This is a genomic window from Dolichospermum sp. UHCC 0406 (assembly GCF_009712025.1).
Taxonomy (GTDB): Bacteria; Cyanobacteriota; Cyanobacteriia; order Cyanobacteriales; family Nostocaceae; genus Dolichospermum; species Dolichospermum lemmermannii.
Genome location: NZ_VILA01000007.1, coordinates 8,748 through 24,900, shown reverse-complemented (window position 1 = coordinate 24,900; position 16,153 = coordinate 8,748). Strand labels below are relative to the sequence as shown.

Annotated in this window: 14 protein-coding genes and 1 pseudogene; 4 read left to right on the top strand and 11 right to left on the bottom strand. The window is 36.5% G+C overall.

All coding sequences use genetic code 11. The features are described 5' to 3' along the window. Positions 1–7: 7 nt before the first annotated feature. Positions 8–1,720: a GUN4 domain-containing protein gene (locus tag FJR09_RS07285; protein WP_168653492.1), complete on the top strand. Its 1,713-nt coding sequence runs from the start codon at positions 8–10 to the stop codon at positions 1,718–1,720. Positions 1,721–2,093: 373 nt separating this feature from the next. After that, positions 2,094–3,260 carry a pyridoxal phosphate-dependent aminotransferase gene (locus FJR09_RS07280; RefSeq protein WP_015078983.1) on the top strand — a complete coding sequence of 389 codons (1,167 nt, stop codon included), beginning with the start codon at positions 2,094–2,096 and terminating at the stop codon, positions 3,258–3,260. Between the two features lie 3 nt (positions 3,261–3,263). On the opposite strand, the gene FJR09_RS07275 is transcribed toward FJR09_RS07280, so the two are convergent. From FJR09_RS07275 to FJR09_RS07240, 8 genes are all read right to left on the bottom strand, one after another. Then, positions 3,264–4,538: a tetratricopeptide repeat protein gene (locus FJR09_RS07275; RefSeq protein ID WP_168651039.1), complete on the bottom strand. Its 1,275-nt coding sequence runs from the start codon at positions 4,536–4,538 to the stop codon at positions 3,264–3,266. Positions 4,539–4,670: 132 nt separating this feature from the next. Then, positions 4,671–6,548: an excinuclease ABC subunit UvrC gene (uvrC, locus tag FJR09_RS07270; protein ID WP_015078985.1), complete on the bottom strand. Its 1,878-nt coding sequence runs from the start codon at positions 6,546–6,548 to the stop codon at positions 4,671–4,673. Between the two features lie 148 nt (positions 6,549–6,696). Next, positions 6,697–8,325 carry a TAXI family TRAP transporter solute-binding subunit gene (locus FJR09_RS07265; RefSeq protein ID WP_168653493.1) on the bottom strand — a complete coding sequence of 543 codons (1,629 nt, stop codon included), beginning with the start codon at positions 8,323–8,325 and terminating at the stop codon, positions 6,697–6,699. Positions 8,326–8,817: 492 nt separating this feature from the next. Beyond that, on the bottom strand, positions 8,818–9,573 hold the full coding sequence (locus FJR09_RS07260) for a YebC/PmpR family DNA-binding transcriptional regulator (RefSeq protein ID WP_168651037.1): 756 nt from the start codon (positions 9,571–9,573) through the stop codon (positions 8,818–8,820). 118 nt (positions 9,574–9,691) lie between these two features. Continuing rightward, positions 9,692–10,342, bottom strand: a complete 651-nt coding sequence (locus FJR09_RS07255) for a Uma2 family endonuclease (protein ID WP_015078987.1) — start codon at positions 10,340–10,342, stop codon at positions 9,692–9,694. A 37-nt stretch (positions 10,343–10,379) separates the two neighbouring features. Further along, entirely contained in the window at positions 10,380–11,405 is a 1,026-nt protein-coding gene (locus tag FJR09_RS07250) for a glucokinase (protein WP_015078988.1), read from the bottom strand. Between the two features lie 188 nt (positions 11,406–11,593). Next, positions 11,594–12,241, bottom strand: a complete 648-nt coding sequence (locus FJR09_RS07245) for a histidine phosphatase family protein (RefSeq protein ID WP_015078989.1) — start codon at positions 12,239–12,241, stop codon at positions 11,594–11,596. 33 nt (positions 12,242–12,274) lie between these two features. After that, the gene (locus tag FJR09_RS07240) at positions 12,275–13,441 is read right to left on the bottom strand and encodes a pyridoxal phosphate-dependent aminotransferase (RefSeq protein WP_168653494.1); all 1,167 of its coding nucleotides are present in this window, start codon (positions 13,439–13,441) and stop codon (positions 12,275–12,277) included. 110 nt (positions 13,442–13,551) lie between these two features. Here FJR09_RS07240 and FJR09_RS07235 point away from each other — a divergent pair. Further along, positions 13,552–13,800 (top strand): annotated as a pseudogene (locus FJR09_RS07235) (DUF4351 domain-containing protein); the annotation flags it as partial. A 182-nt stretch (positions 13,801–13,982) separates the two neighbouring features. On the opposite strand, the gene FJR09_RS07230 reads toward FJR09_RS07235, so the two are convergent. Then, positions 13,983–14,585, bottom strand: a complete 603-nt coding sequence (locus FJR09_RS07230) for a DUF3318 domain-containing protein (protein WP_015078991.1) — start codon at positions 14,583–14,585, stop codon at positions 13,983–13,985. Between the two features lie 74 nt (positions 14,586–14,659). Here FJR09_RS07230 and FJR09_RS07225 point away from each other — a divergent pair, with 74 nt between their 5' ends. Further along, entirely contained in the window at positions 14,660–14,914 is a 255-nt protein-coding gene (locus FJR09_RS07225; protein ID WP_015078992.1) for a hypothetical protein, read from the top strand. Positions 14,915–14,978: 64 nt separating this feature from the next. Here FJR09_RS07225 and FJR09_RS07220 read toward each other — a convergent pair whose 3' ends face one another. Continuing rightward, the gene (locus FJR09_RS07220; RefSeq protein WP_015078993.1) at positions 14,979–15,809 is read right to left on the bottom strand and encodes a Uma2 family endonuclease; all 831 of its coding nucleotides are present in this window, start codon (positions 15,807–15,809) and stop codon (positions 14,979–14,981) included. A gap of 144 nt (positions 15,810–15,953) precedes the next feature. Beyond that, positions 15,954–16,153: pentapeptide repeat-containing protein (locus FJR09_RS07215; protein WP_168654055.1), on the bottom strand; the 200-nt coding region annotated here is incomplete at its 5' end.

Sequence of the window (16,153 nt, the reverse complement as noted above, 5' to 3'; positions counted from 1 at the left end):
CAAGCTTATGCGAACTAGACAGCAGAAACAACTAATTACTTACAAAAGTATTTCAATTTACAACCAAAACTATCAAGTACCCGTAATGAAAAATAACGGGGTAAAAATAGTTCAAAAAAAAATCCAAGAACGTCAAACCTTATTTAAAGAGGGTGTGCGATATCATCATCATCTTGGTGGACTAATTAAGCGAAAATCAGAAATTAGCCAGGGAGAAATTCTTGAGGAAATCCAATTATTTATTAATGACTATACACATATTATTGATTTTTTAGAAAATTACAAGAATAGTTATCATGATTTTTTATTAATCCTTACGGAAGATTTGAAAAAATTATTCAAACAAAAATATTTAGAAATAAAAAAAATAGAAGATGAAAGAAGTAATTTAGAACTTAAAAATCATCATAATCCGGCAATACTAGATGAACTAAGATGGGAGAAAAAAGAAAATTTTAAAGCAGTGTTACTCTTGAGTAATGCTTACTTTTTAATGTTGGAAAAAATCAGTTTAATCAGCCTAGGAATTACAAGAATTGCCGAAGATACACAAAATCAAAAAGAAATAGTCAAAAAAATAGTTAAAGACTTAGAAGTCTATCAAGAAATTTACGAATATCAAAGAAAAGCCCAGAAAATTCGTCAAGAAATAGCCAAAATTGCCCATACTGCCATCAATCTCGAAACCTCTTTACAAGCATACTTTAGACCCTTTCAATCATTAATAGAAGAAGTCGTCAAAATAGATGAATATTTTTACGCAATTGTCGGAGATATTAAAAATTTAGGAGATAACGTTTTAAAGTATCAGTCAAATTTAGCTCACATTGAAGTCAAGGAGGGTATTTCTGATACTTTTCTTGATTTTATGGTAACAAGTTATGAAAGAAAAGCTAGATTAAAAGATGCTTTCATTCAATCTCAATTATTAGATTGGCAAATCCATAATTTTGATTTGAACGAAAATAGTGTCTTTTTGGATCAAGGTATTGATTTAATATCAAACTATATATCTGAGCAATTCACCGACCAAGAAAACTTGCTCAATATAGCAGACATAAATTTTACTACTGTCGTTCCGCTATCTGCTGATAAAGAAACAAGATTGATGGGATTGGTGAATAATAATGTTACTTTGACAAAAGAATTTTTCAGCAATCAAGATATTGATTATACTCAATTACGGGATCTTCTAGCGCAGCATAGGTGGCAAGAAGCTGATATTGAAACCGCTAAATTAATGCTAACAGTCATGAAAAAGAATTATTGGAATGAAGTTTATCAGCAAGATATTGATAATTTTCCTTGTCAAGATATTCATAATATCGATCAACTGTGGGAACAATATAGTTATGGTTATTTTGGCTTTAGTATTCAACAAACTATTTGGAGCGAAATGGGTGGTCAAGTAGACTATGAAACAGAAAAGAAACTTGGCGATCGCCTTGGTTGGCGAAAAGAGGGAAACTGGTTAGAATATGAAGCACTAACTTTCAAATTGTCCCCGATGACACCGATGGGACACTTACCAGTCAAATGGTTACACTATGATCAACACAGTGCTGAATTAACCTCACAATCATCTACAGAAAACCTTTCCATGGCAGCCTGGCGGGTAAAATCTTGGTTAGTTCGGCAAATGCACTTATTCTTTTCTCGTGTAAAAAGCTGTCAGGACGTATGTGCGAATAACAAATTTGTTAATCGCAGAAAAAATTAGAACTAGATTTAATTTGAGGACAGTTAGGGTGCGGAAGGTGGGCTTAATCTATCTAGGTTTTCGGTTTATTCAGCAAGCCCTAATTATCGCATCTTGTCAAGTCTTGACATGAAGAATAATGGAAAAAGTAAAAATCTCCATCACAAATCAACATCCTGTAAATCCTAATTCTGACAATCCAAACAATTACTATATATGCGCGGACAGATTTCTACTCCTAACATAAGTGTAAACCAAAATTTTCGTCTTGTCAAGTCTTGAAGTAAATTAAATTGTCCATACCTGGGAGAGAAAAGAATTTAGAAAGGGCAAATATCGGATAGGATTCTGGGATATCCTTAGATAGAAAGGATATTGGCGAAATTAAAGTAGAATGAAGCTGGCAGCAAGAGTAAGTCAGGTAACACCCTCCATCACCTTAGCCATTGCAGCGAAAGCTAAGGCCATGAAAGCCGAGGGGATAGATGTTTGTAGTTTTAGCGCAGGTGAACCGGATTTTGACACGCCAGCGCATATCAAAGCCGCAGCCGCAAAGGCTTTGGATGAAGGTAAAACCAAGTATGGCCCCGCCGCTGGAGAACCAAAATTACGGGAAGCGATCGCCCACAAGCTAAAAAATGATAATGGTCTTAATTATAAGGCAGAGAATGTCCTTGTCACCAATGGCGGTAAGCATTCCCTGTATAATTTGATTGTGGCACTGATTGACCCAGGTGATGAGGTAATTATTCCCTCACCCTACTGGTTAAGTTATCCCGAAATGGTAACTTTAGTTGGTGGTAAGTCGGTGATTGTGGAAACAGATGCTTCCACTGGCTACAAAATCACACCAGAACAGCTAAAAAAAGCTATTACCCCAAAAACCAAGTTATTTGTTCTTAACTCCCCTTCTAACCCCACAGGGATGGTATACACGCCAGGGGAAATTAAAGCCTTGGCGCAGGTAATAGTTGATGCAGATATCTATGTTGTATCTGACGAGATTTACGAGAAGATTCTCTATGATGGTGCAGAACATATCAGCATTGGTTCTTTAGGTGAGGAAATTTTTTCTCGCACCTTAATTAGTAACGGTTTCGCTAAAGGTTACTCAATGACCGGTTGGCGCTTGGGTTATTTAGCTGGACCTGTGGAAATTATCAAAGCCGCTAGTACCATTCAGGGACATAGTACATCAAATGTGTGTACTTTTGCTCAATATGGAGCGATCGCCGCGTTAGAAAGTTCCCAAGACTGTGTAGAGGAAATGCGTCAAGCTTTCGCTAAACGTCGTCAGGTAATGTTTGAAAGACTCAAAGCTATTCCGGGTTTGAGTACCGCTAAACCAGACGGTGCATTTTACCTTTTCCCTGATATCAGCAAAACCGGCTTGAAATCTCTGGAATTTTGTGATGCTTTATTAGCAGAACATCAAGTTGCACTTATTCCCGGTGTCGCTTTCGGCGCTGATAAAAATATTCGTCTTTCCTACGCTACGGATATGACGACAATTGAAAAGGGAATGGATAGACTAGAGAAATTCGTGCGTTCTCAGATTTAGAAATTACAACAAACCCATTTCCTTTAAACCCTGATGAAGTCTTTGTGCTTCTTCAGGGTTGTTTAATTCATGGAGAGAAATGGCATATTCAAAAGCTTCTAAACTACCTTGAACATCGCCAATTTTCAACAGTACAACCCCTAAATTTTGATAAGCTTCTGCATAATCAGGATTCAAATTAATGGCGTTATTATAGGCATCAATAGCTTCAGCAAATAATCCCATGGCTTTACATACCATCCCTAAATTATAATAACCAGTTACAAAATTAGGATCAATTTTTATGGCTGTTTCATAAGCAATTTTTGCTTCTGAAAAATTCCCCATATTTTTAAATAAATTTCCTAAATTATTATATCCTCCTAATTTTAAAAGCGGATAAATAGGCAATTTTACCGCAGCTTGATAATGAGAAATGGCTGAGGGCAAATTTTTTAAATTTGTATAAGCAATTCCTAAATGGTAATGCAATTCATACAAAATATCATAATTTATATCTTCATCAAAAGCAACTTCAACTTTTTGTGACTGCGAATATTTGAATTTACTTAATGGTTTTTTATCTTGATTAACCTGATTACCAATAATTTGATTTAATCCATGATTCAATAACTCCATACCTTCATTAATCTTCCCCATTTGCATATACAAAGCCCCCAACTTACTACAAACATAAGCATCATCAGGATGATTTGCCAAAAACTCTGCCATTGCGGCTGCGGCTTTAGCAGATTTATTCTGCTCATTAATCACAGCTTTTTGATAACCAGTATGGAGAATTGCTACCCCTGGTAAATAACCGATTTCCCAATTTGCTTCTTTGGCTAAAATTGCCATAACACTATCATCAATTAAAGCATGATAAGGGCGATCAAAATAGATATCTGGATGATGACGAAATAATCGAGAAACCAGAGAATAAGGTGATTGTGTTGAACCAACTTCTTGACGCACCAGATTAATAACTAAATATTCTTCTTTATTAATAGCCACTTCCAAAAAAGGAATAATTTCTGGTGTTAAAGTTTCATCAGCATCTAAAACTAAAATCCAGTCACCTGTGACATATTTTAAAGCCTCATTTCTTGCATCACTAAAATTATTATTCCATGTAAAATAATGAACTTTAGCCCCAAATTGTGCCGCTATTTGGGGAGTTTTATCAGTTGAACCCGTATCCAGAACTACAATTTCATCAACAAAATTTTTAACACTTCCTAAGCACTTTGGCAAGGTAGTTTCTTCATTTTTAACAATCATGCACAAGCTAATTTTCATCTGGTAACACTATGGTATTTACAACGTTGATTAATAATACAGAATGAATCAGGAGTCAAGACAACTGAGTAAAAAATTTCTTCCCTCTGTGTCCTCTGTGCCTCTGTGGTTCGTATCTCTTAAAAAATATATTTAAACAGGATGGAAATAATCATAAATATCTTGCGCTAATCGTAAACCAATTCCGGGAACTTCTGTTAATTGTGTAGTTGTAGCTTGACGAATATAATCAAGAGAGCGAAAATGCGCTAATAACAACTTTTGCCGATTTTGTCCTAAACCGGGAATTTCATCTAAATGCGATCGCTTGAGTTTATCACTTCTTTGTTGACGATGAAAACTGACAGCAAATCTATGGGCTTCATCTCGTAATCTTCTTAATAACTGGACTCCTGGCTGTTCTGAGTCCGTTTCTAAAGGTTTTGATGAGTGGGGTAAAAAGATTTCCTCTCGCTTTTTTGCTAAACTGACAACCCGCAAATCTGCGAATAGATTCATTTCCTGTAAAATACCCACAACAGCAGATAATTGACCTTTACCACCATCAATCATCATTAAATCAGGCCAGTCAGCATTACCCAATCTTGCTAATTTGGGATCTTCAATATATTTACGAAACCGTCTATTAATAACTTCCGCTAAACTGGCAAAATCATCGGAATGACCAATTTTAATATCAGGATTTTTAATTTTATAATGTCGGTAATGTTGTTTAGCTGGTAAACCATCAATAAAAACTACTTGCGAACCTACCGCATGAGTTCCTTGAATATGAGAAATATCATAACCTTCAATGCGTTTGGGTAAATCTGGTAAGTCGAGAATAGCAGCTAAATCTTGGGTTGCTTGCAGATTACTATCTCCCAATTTTTGCATTCTCTGTAATTCATATTGGGCATTTTTTTCCACCATTTCTATTAATTCTGCTTTACTTTGTCGCAAAGGGTTGGAAATTGTGACTTTTCTGCCCTTGCGTTCTGTCAAAATATCAGATAAGATCTCACTATCTGGTAAATCATGTTGTACTAAAATTTCGCTAGGAATTTCCACACTTTCCGCTGTTTGATAATGTTCCTCTAAAACTCGTTGTAAAATTGCTCCCGGTTCAGCGTGAGATTCAGCAACAAAAGCCAAACGGCCAACTAATTGACCAGCGCGAATTTGGAATAATTGAATATAGGCGTGTTGGTCATCGGCAGCTAAAGCGATCGCATCTCGTGATACAGTATCATCAGGTAAGGAGACTTTTTGGGCGGCATTGAGGGATTTTAAAGCTACAATTTGATCACGAATTTTTGCGGCATTTTCAAAATTTAATTCTTCGGCAGCAGTTTCCATTTGTGCTGTTAAAATATCAATTAGTTCCTGAGTCCTTCCTTGAAAAACCATTGCTACTTTTTGGACAATTTTTGCATATTCAACTGTGGAAACTAATTTTTGACAAACTCCAGGACAACGACCAATATCATAATTTAAACAGGGACGATCTTTAAATAAAGGTTGTGGTCTTTGTCGTAAAGGGAAAATCTTTTTACACAAATGGACAATTTCTCGTAATAAGCCGGAATCTGTATAGGGACCGTAATATTTATCTTTGGCTTTTCCTAATTGACGTTTGCGGGTAATGAAAATGCGCGGATATTCCTCTGACCAAGTAATGCAGAGATAAGGATACTTTTTATCATCTTTGAGTAAAACGTTAAAATAGGGCTGATGCTGCTTAATTAAATTGGCTTCTAGGGCTAATGCTTCAGCTTCTGTATCAGTGACAATAAATTCAATTTCTGTCACTAACTTGACCATTGTGTTAATGCGTTCAGTCTTGTTAGTGGAGTCCCGGAAATAGGAACGGACACGAGAACGCAATTTACGAGATTTACCTATATATATTAAGCGATCGCTGCCATCCCGCAACAAATAGACCCCCGGTTCTGGGGGAATTTCTCCCAGCCGATTTTCTAACCGTTCTGGGTTCTTATACAGTGGTAATATTTGTTCAGATCTAGTCACGGATGTATTTTACATAACTTTATAGTTTACCCATATTGATTTTAAACCATAAATTAAAAATACCCAGATCCCCGACTTCTTTTTTATTTTTGCAATAAATTATGAATTGATCCAGGAATTCGGGGATATTGATTAGTATTATCAAAAGTTAATTTAATGATTGGTTCTTACTTTCGATAGAATCTCTGGTGGCTTTATATGCTTCAATAAAAGTCCGGAATGATTCTTGAGAAATATTTTCTAAGACTAAATCACTAACTACCTGCTCAAGAATTGTATCTAACTTTTGTTGAACTATTGTACTTTGATTTTGTTGTCCATATCGTAATAGTTTTACCACGATTTTTATATATTTAGCTGCATTTTCTCTTTGGATTTTTTCAATTGCTTGTTGAGCGATTTGTTTATCCCTTTCTATGGCTTCTTTAGTATTTTTATAAGCCTCGTTAAATGTCCGAAAAGACTCTTGGGAAATTCTTTCATCAATCAAAGATTTTGCAGCTTCATCAAAGGTTTTGTCAAGTTTTCTTTGTCTATCTCCAATCTGATATTGTCCTGCTTTCATTAAACTAATGGCTGATTTAATATATTCATCAGCTTCATCTTTTTTACTCTTCTCAATCCATAATTTGAGTTGACGAATCCATTGAAATGCTAATAAAAAAATTGTCAATAATAACCCGATATAATCTGCGTATTCCTGAATAAAAGATGGTTTATCTTTGTCATAAAAAGCCGCAGCCCCAGGATGTAAGAAAATATCAACACCACTATTTTCTTTAGGAGGACTAATACTAGAAATCAAAGGTTTAACTTCAGCATTATCTAGAGGAATTTCATTAGCTATTTCTTGACGATTTTCATAAATTGTCTGAATTAATTTTCTGATAATATTGGCATCTACTTGATCATTTGTTAATAGCAATCTTGATATTGCTACCGTAGATAAATTAGTATTAGGAACAGGATAATTGCCTCTATATGCACCTTGAGGAATTATCGCAGATTCAAAAGCAGGTTGCTTGATTTTCATTGCTTCTGCTTGAGGAATTGATATTAATTTTCCCTGATGATTATTAACAAGATTAGCAATGGACTTATTACCTATAGCCCGAACTCGAAATACAGCATCAGCTTTATTTTCCCGAAAATCTTTATCTGCAAACCGATCATTATAACCAGGAATAGGCTTACCATTACTATCTAAACCTGTAATCTCAAAGTCTTTTTCACTTAAACCAAAATGCTTTGCTACTGTTAAAAAAGACTGATATTGTCCACCGGTAGCAGCTAAAGCAATAGTCTTGCCTTTAAGTTGTGTAAATTGATTGATTTGAGGATTTTTTACAACCAACTGAAAAGTATCTTTATACAATAAAGTTACTGTTCTTATATTCGCTTTTAACTGAGAACTTACATTACCAATTTCCTCAGCAGCAACATCTACTTGAGCCATTGCTAACTGAGCTTTTCCTGTTGATAACATTTCTATATTTTGAGTTGTTCCTCTAGTTTCTTCTACTTGAATTTGGATATTAGTTCTGCGTTCAATTACCTTTTTAATAGCTTCACTGATAATATAACTTTCTCCTGTTTTATCTCCAGCCGCTAGAGTCAGGTGAGGTGGTGTGAGATAATTAACAATATTCCCAACAATGATCACAACCGTACCAAAACTAGCAAACCCAAGTCCTAAAAAAATTAGCCTAGAGAAAGGATCTAGAACTAAAAAAAATTGCAAAAAGTTGGTTTGATGATTGTTTTTAGCTGTTGACATATATGCAAAATAGTGTATTTACCAAGGATTAGATACATACTTTTATACAATAACAGAGATTGATATTCCAGATTTTATAGTATTTTTTTCACTATCCAGTGGTAAGACTGCTGAAAATAATCTTTTTACCACTAATTGCTGACCGCTGATAGCTGCTATATCATAATCGTAGACAAGTAAATACACTCCATAGGAAGATGCAGAGAAATAAAAGTAGATTTACATTAATCCTGGTGTGTCGAATAACTGCTTTTTATGAGGGTTTAGTATAAAGCTAAACCTTTTTTTATTGAGGTATTGCGGCAGGAATAGGAGTCAGAAGAAAGAATGATATAGAAATTAAAAAAGTGCTTGATTTTTTAATTGATACACATACCATAGATAGATGAATTTCAGGATTAATTCCGGTAAATTAACCAACTATGGTAAACACTTGGTATATATGGGCTTGGTAAATCGCCAAGCCTTTTTTATGAAATTTAAGGTTTAGCCCTAATTCATAATTAATTCCATTAAACCATCAGCCATGTCAAAATTAGCTGTCACATTTTGAACATCATCTAATCCTTCTAGTGTATCAATTAATTTAAGAAGAGATTTAGCCTGATCTACATCTGTAACTTCTACCTGATTACCAGGAAGCCAACGTAATTCTATATCTGTGACTTTAAAACCTTTTGTTTGTAATGTTTGGCTAAGTTTCTCTAAATTCCCTATGGCTGTAAATACTTCAACTGTTTCCTCGGCAATGATTTCATAAGACTGGGCATTTCCTTCTAAGGAAGCTTCTAAAAGCTGTTCTTCATCAATTACACCCTCAACTACACAAACTCCTTTTTGGGAAAACATCCAACTTACACAACCTGTTTCTCCCAAGTTTCCGCCATTTTTACTAAAAGAGACGCGCAAATCCGCCGCAGTCCGATTCCGGTTATCTGTGAGGGCTTCAATTAAAATCGCAACACCCCCTGGACCATAACCTTCATAGCGAATTTCTTCGAGGATGTTGTTATCACTGAAAGTACCTGCACCTTTAGCTACTGCCCTATCAATATTATCATTAGGAATGCCCGCAGCTTTGGCTTTATCAATGGCTGTGCGGAGTTGAAAATTACCTGCTGGATCTGGTATACCGTTTCTTGACGCAACAATTATTGCCCGTGATAGTTGGGTAAATATACTTCCCCTTCTGGCATCTACTACGGCTTTCTGACGTTTAATATTTGCCCATTTACTATGTCCTGCCATAATTAAAAAAAATATTTATTCTCTATTCAAACATAAAATATCTAGGAATTATACATTATCTTTGAAAAATTCTCAGTAGTGTATGGTAAACATTGCCCATCCTACCTGTAGTTTTTACTTAGATGTGCTGAAATTGGCTTAACAACCAAGCACAAACTTGACTATGATCCATTTGTCGAGTTTTTCTTAATGCTTCATTTAGTAGAGAAATTTGTAACCCTGGTAATACTTGAGATTCACTAATTCTTTTACTGCCACCATTTTCAATCATAAAAGGGATAACCTGGACATTCTGCACATCGAGTACCCAATATTCGGCTACACCTAAATCTTCATACATCAGGCGTTTTTCCCCTTGATCATCAGCTAGGGAACTACTCGCAACTTCAATTACTAAATCTGGTATGGGATAAATATCTAAATTAACAATGGAAGTTCCATAGGGAATAGCATTTGCTTTTTCAGCAATGTAATAAGAAACATCTGGTTGGACTTCTTGAAATCCTATTTTTCTGTATGTACAATTATCTTTGCTATTAAACTTAATTCCCTTCATAGTCGCAAATAGATTAACAGCAAAAATAATAATACTATGGTCGCTGGCATGATCATTTCCGATTGGTGGCATTTCTATCCTCATTTTTCCATTGTGGTAATAGCCTTTGGCTTTTTGATGGGCATAATTTTCAGTAACTTGAATATATTCATCCCAAGTTGCTGTTATCCAAGTGTTAGTTAGTAATTGGGTTGACACTTCAGTGATTATCATCTTTTGGTACTCCTGAATATTTCACTGTTCTTGCTATTTATAACCTAGAGGCAGACAAAGCTGCACCAATTAATCCAACCTGTTGATTAAGAATTATATGCACGGGTATTTCTTCCAGTAAAGAACCCATTCTCCCTTTTTGGGTAAAATTCGTGAGGAAACTACCATTTTGCATTAAAGGGAGGATTTTGGGAGCGATACCACCAGCAATGTATAATCCGCCATAGGGGAGGAGTTTGAGGGCTAGATTGCCGGCTTCGGCACCGTAGGCTTCTACAAATAATTGCATGGTTTGTTCGGAAAGGCGATCGCTTTTTTCCAGCGCCGCACTCCCAATAAATGCCCCAGGATCAATGGTTTTTTCGGCTTTTCCGGCTTCTTGTTCCCAAGTTCTGACTGCTTGGGCAATTTCTGGTGATTCGGTGGCTATTTTCCTATCTCGTAAAAATTGGTAAATGGAGGTAATTCCTAACCCGGAAACCACTCTTTCTACAGAAACTCGTTGAATATTATGTTTATCTACCAGATATTTCAACAGTTGAAATTCTAACTCATTCCGGGGGGCAAAATCTGCGTGTCCACCCTCGGAAGGAAAGACTTGATATTGATGATCCTGTTTAATCAAAAATCCCTGGCCTAATCCAGTTCCTGCACCGATTACAGCCATTGGTGCTGCTGGTTGATATTTACCAACTTGTAAAGTTAGTAAATCCTGTTTTGTTAACCCAAAAATGCCATAACCAACAGCCGCAAAGTCATTAATTAGGGAAATTGACAAAATACCCAATTCTTGAGTTAACCGATTTGTATCGAGAAACCAGGCTAAATTGGTCAACTTGGCGGTGTTTTCCACTACTGGTCCAGCGATCGCAAAACAAGCCTTTTCTGGTGTGCTAGAATTAGCTGTACTCAAAAACTTTTGCACTATAGGAACTAAATCAGGAAAATCTCCACTGCGGAAACTTTCCTCATACAGAGTTTTTAACTCTAGTGTTTCCGAAAGTTCCACCAAACGCAAAATAGTTTTTGTTCCGCCTATGTCTCCGGCCAGTAGCAATGTCATAAAATTTATCAGTTAGTAAGTTACTTTTGCCCAGTTGTAGCGATATGCACTTGAATGAGATACAGAATCTACAGTAAAAGCCATAAGTTAAAAGTCTCTTAACTCCTGACTCCTGACTCGGTGACTCCTGACTCGGTGACTCCTGCTATAGCGTCAGTGGCGATTTAGAGAAAATCCCCATTAAATATTTACACAAATCGCACCAATTCTTCAATTTTTGTCAAATGGGATGTATCTCCCTTTAGTTCTAGCAACCATTCTGAATCTTGACGGACAACTTTTACCAAAGAACATAGAGAAGCTTTGACTTCATTTTTGGCTATGTCACCCACAAATCCCATTGCTGCACCCAAGACAGACGCGCCATGTGCCACCAATAGGATATCATGGGGGAAGAATTCAGTAGACAGACATCTGGCAGTTTGCGCCGAACGTTCCCGCACTTTTTCATGAGTTTCGGGGTATTTTGCGGCTATACGTGATGTGTAGCTAGTATCAATTCTGGGAAATAATTTGACTAAAGCTGAAGTTGAGAGTTTTTCGGGTTCTTCAGTCATCCATGCGGGATTAAGCCATTCACTCAAACCTATTTCTAGTTTAATCTGTAAATCCAAAACTTCAGCGATCGCATTCGCAGTTTGGATAGTTCGCAAAAATGGAGAAGCAAAAATATGGGTGATTCTTTCCCCTTTGAGTCGTTTTGCTAACTGCTGCGCCTGAATCATACCATCATCGGACAAAGGTGGATCATACCGTCTTTCGGCGGTCAGAAACCAATCGGGATATACGAAATCAAGGCGGTTAGCGTGTCTTGCTATCCAAACTATTTGACTCATGGAGAAATACAAGTGTTAATTTTTGTTATGCGATTATAATACGATAGTTTGCAAACCTTTGACTAATCTTTCTATACCTGCTTTAGCTGTATCTGCTGGTAACGCACCATAAGCAACCCGCAAATAACAGCCATCTTCCATCCCAAAGGTTGTTCCCGGAATTACCGCTATTTTATATTCTTGAATCAGTTTTTTCACTAATTCCAAATCATTCATTTTTGTATGCACTTTTATAAAAAAGTAAAATGCACCATTAGCGGGTGTAATTGTACATAAATTTTCCAGAGATTGCAATGCGTTAATTACTATTTCTCGAACTTTAGCAATTGTCCCAATATGATCTTTTAAATAATCATCTTTTGCTTGTAAAGCCCCCAAAGCTGCATATTGAGAAACCACAGGTGGACAAATTAAAATAGTATCTTGAACTTTTTTCACAGCAATTAATAAATGTTGAGGAATTACCATATAACCAATTCGCCAACTAGCAAAACCATAAGCTTTCGACAAACTAAAAAGAGAAATTGTATATTGATTACTGCGCGTAAATGCCCCAGGAGAAATATGTTTTACATGATCATAAGTAAAATATTCATAAGCTTCATCACTAATATGATAAATTCCCCTTTCTCGACAAATTTCATTAACTTGTTTTAATGCTGTTTCTGAATAAATAACACCCGTCGGATTATTTGGAGAAATCGTCACTACTGCACGGGTTTTATCTGTAATTGCAGCGGCTATGGCTTCAGGAATTAATTGATAATTTGCATCTGTCGCCACTAATACCGGATGACAACCTGCCATTTTAATCGCCATTTCATGATTAAAATAGTAGGGAGTATTTAAAATAATTTCATCACCAGGAGAAGTAATTGCTAAAATAGCATTTATAAACCCCATATTGCTACCTGCTGTCACCACAATAGCATTTTCTTCATTGATATCAATATCATTAAATATTGATAACTTTGCCGTTAAAGCTGTTAATAATTCAGGAATCCCGACAACAGCTTGATAAAGATGATTTTTAGGTTCAGCAAGAAATTTTGGTAATAGTTCCATTGCTGTATCTGGTGGTTGATAGTGAACCACACCTTGTCCTAGAGAAATTGTTCCTGGAGAGTTTTTTATTAATTCTCCCACCACCGGAATAATTGGCAATTGAATCGTTTCCATTCGTGATATTTTATAATTCATAACTCGGGAAAATGTATGTTTAGTATGTACAGTAATAAAGAATTAACCGCAGATAGAAGATGATGGACGCAGATAAACGCAGATAATTTTGTACATGGATAGACTAGGAAATGATGTACAAATTTGAAAAACTTACTTTAAGGGAGGTTGAAGTCATGCTAGGAATTTCACTAGAAAGAAGTCGCGCTTACAGAGAAATTAAACAAGAAGGAATAGAACAAGCTACTTTCAATCTAGTTATTCGACAGTTAACAAAACGGTTTGGAGAATTATCGGCAGAAATACGCGGTTCTATTTCGGCTTTACCTTTACCTGTCATGGAAAATTTGAGTGAGGCATTGTTAGATTTTACCAAATAGCTAAAGTTTACTAAAGTAAACTAAACAAGTTCAAAAACTTTCTAGTTCTTTTAGTCATCTTCAGATGACTTCTGCTATGAGACTGGGAATTCATTCCTAGTCGGGTTATGGGTTTTACGTTAAGTTGACACCATTAAGCAATGCTAAACCCCTACGTAAATCTTAATTACTTCGCTGTACATCTATTGATAGTTTTTAGGAATACCAACTTGTGATAAACCAGCAATTACTTTCAAGTTTTGACAACGAATTAATTCACTAAAATTTAAACCAGAACGCCCTTCTATTGTTCCTACTGCTTCAATAGCTGTTAACAAATGTTGGGCGGCTTCAGTTTCTGAATAACCTCGTCTTTGGGCGATTCTAATAGCGACTGTATCAGCAGTTAATTCTGACTCCTGGGATTTATTCGTGCGCCAAATCCGGATAGCCGCTACAGCACTTAATCCCCCGGCTATTACCACACCTACCACATCCCCCTGGACTGCCTCCAGTATTCCGCCTACAAGCCCTGCTAACACCACACCTTGATAAATATTAGGTTGTAACCATTTCACCCCTATTAACCAGCTTACCCTCTGTAATAGGAGTAAATCTCGTTGGGGTTTTGTCAACCGTCTCCATAAGTCGAAATTAATATATATTGGTCTTGCTTGACTCAATGGCAGGGGAAAAGCCGCATCTATTACCTGTTTTTGTTCTGGTTTACTGACGATTTTAGTCATCATTCGCCCAGAAGCGGGCATGACATCCAACAACCGACGAATTTCAATATTTGGTTCCATAACATCCATTGTTAGTCATAATTATGTATATTCAATGACTACTAAGATTACACTCTATTCCAGTTTATATTTATATGGACGCTTTTGATCCCAATCCGCCAGAATGGACTAATCAAGCCGTACACGCCTATCAATTCCATTGTCCCAAATGCCATGCTGGTAGTCGAGAAGCCGTTAATGTGTGGTTAAATAGAAGGTCTCCTGTCAGTACCCCAGAACGTCGTCGGAAGTGGCAAGAATTTTACCATTGTCATTGCGGTTATGTCTGGTGGGCTTGGAGTAATGATAGACCACCGACGGATTTATCTAAGGAAAATCAAAATAATTAACTGCTTTGAGGCAGAGCCTCTATGGTGGCATTCCCAGTCGGAGACTGGGAACGAGAGATTGTATTTATTCTAAATCTGGTTCAACACCAAGCGATCGAAGTTGGGCAATTAATCTTTCGGTTTTTTGCCTTTCTTGTTCTAACTTTTGCCTTTCTTGTTCTAACTTTTGTCTTTCTTGTTCAGCTTTTTGTCTTTCCTGTTCAGCTTTCTGTCTTTCTTGTTCAGCTTTCTGTCTTTCCTCTTCTGTGCTGGTTAATATCCAATTACCGTCTTTGTCGTACCAACGTAACCAAGGCATTTCGACGGTTTTATAACTTCCTTGCCACACTCCTAAACCTAATTCTATTTCGGGAATCCAAAACCGAAAATCTGATAAGTCTACTTCAGCATAACGAGCGCCAGTTAACTGAAACATTCTAAATTCAGATTTATAACGATCAAAGATGGCGTAATAGGGTACTCTTAAAATTTGTTCGTAAACTTCCCATTTACCAGGAGGTTTTTCGACATCTCTTAATATTGTCCCTAAGTCTTCTTTTTCTGTTCCCGGTGAGAGTAATTCAACAATAATATGAGGATTAACTGCTTCTTGCCAAACTACATAACTTAAACGTAAATCTCTTTTCTCATAAAGAGAGGGAACACCTAATACTGCAAACCAATCTGGACGTTTATACCATGAAGGATGACGCAAATCATAATAAAGATTCAGATCACTTCCTGTAAATATTTGGTCCCTAGGATAGTCAGGTGGACGGAATGTTTCTGCTAATAATTGTGGTTGGAATAAATGAAATTGATCTGGCAAACCAGGTTGATCTTGATCTTCGCTAGGAAGATCATACATTGTCGGTAATGTTTCTTTAGGGGAAAGTGGCGGATCTGTTTGATACATTCTTAACAATCCTAAAGATAGAATTTCTATTTCTATTATGTAGTAATATGATTCGGTTTAGAAAATGGTAGCGACTGTTTTGAATATTCGGTTTTGTGGGTGAGAAAGTCTTGTTTATTGAAAATTTACAAGAATCAAATCTTCCTAATTATGAATTGACCCATCTGGCATTGTAGCGCCTGTGAGTATCGCTCCTTTGAGGTCGGCTTCTGTGAGCAAAACTTTTGTTATCCAGTCCGGTTCCAAGCGGTAGGCTCCTGTGAGGTAGGCTCCTGTGAGGTAGGCTCCTGTGAGGTCGGCTTCTGTGAGGTTGGCTCCTGTGAGGTCGGCTTTGTAGAGGTTGG

What these genes read in the sequence shown, in the direction of transcription:
- FJR09_RS07285 (WP_168653492.1), top strand. Translation starts at nt 8, where the DNA reads ATGCGAACTAGACAGCAGAAACAACTAATTACTTACAAAAGTATTTCA.
- FJR09_RS07280 (WP_015078983.1), top strand. Translation starts at nt 2,094, where the DNA reads ATGAAGCTGGCAGCAAGAGTAAGTCAGGTAACACCCTCCATCACCTTA.
- FJR09_RS07275 (WP_168651039.1), bottom strand. Translation starts at nt 4,538, where the DNA reads ATGAAAATTAGCTTGTGCATGATTGTTAAAAATGAAGAAACTACCTTG.
- FJR09_RS07265 (WP_168653493.1), bottom strand. Translation starts at nt 8,325, where the DNA reads ATGTCAACAGCTAAAAACAATCATCAAACCAACTTTTTGCAATTTTTT.
- FJR09_RS07260 (WP_168651037.1), bottom strand. Translation starts at nt 9,573, where the DNA reads ATGGCAGGACATAGTAAATGGGCAAATATTAAACGTCAGAAAGCCGTA.
- FJR09_RS07255 (WP_015078987.1), bottom strand. Translation starts at nt 10,342, where the DNA reads ATGATAATCACTGAAGTGTCAACCCAATTACTAACTAACACTTGGATA.
- FJR09_RS07250 (WP_015078988.1), bottom strand. Translation starts at nt 11,405, where the DNA reads ATGACATTGCTACTGGCCGGAGACATAGGCGGAACAAAAACTATTTTG.
- FJR09_RS07245 (WP_015078989.1), bottom strand. Translation starts at nt 12,241, where the DNA reads ATGAGTCAAATAGTTTGGATAGCAAGACACGCTAACCGCCTTGATTTC.
- FJR09_RS07240 (WP_168653494.1), bottom strand. Translation starts at nt 13,441, where the DNA reads ATGAATTATAAAATATCACGAATGGAAACGATTCAATTGCCAATTATT.
- FJR09_RS07230 (WP_015078991.1), bottom strand. Translation starts at nt 14,585, where the DNA reads ATGGAACCAAATATTGAAATTCGTCGGTTGTTGGATGTCATGCCCGCT.
- FJR09_RS07225 (WP_015078992.1), top strand. Translation starts at nt 14,660, where the DNA reads ATGGACGCTTTTGATCCCAATCCGCCAGAATGGACTAATCAAGCCGTA.
- FJR09_RS07220 (WP_015078993.1), bottom strand. Translation starts at nt 15,809, where the DNA reads ATGTATCAAACAGATCCGCCACTTTCCCCTAAAGAAACATTACCGACA.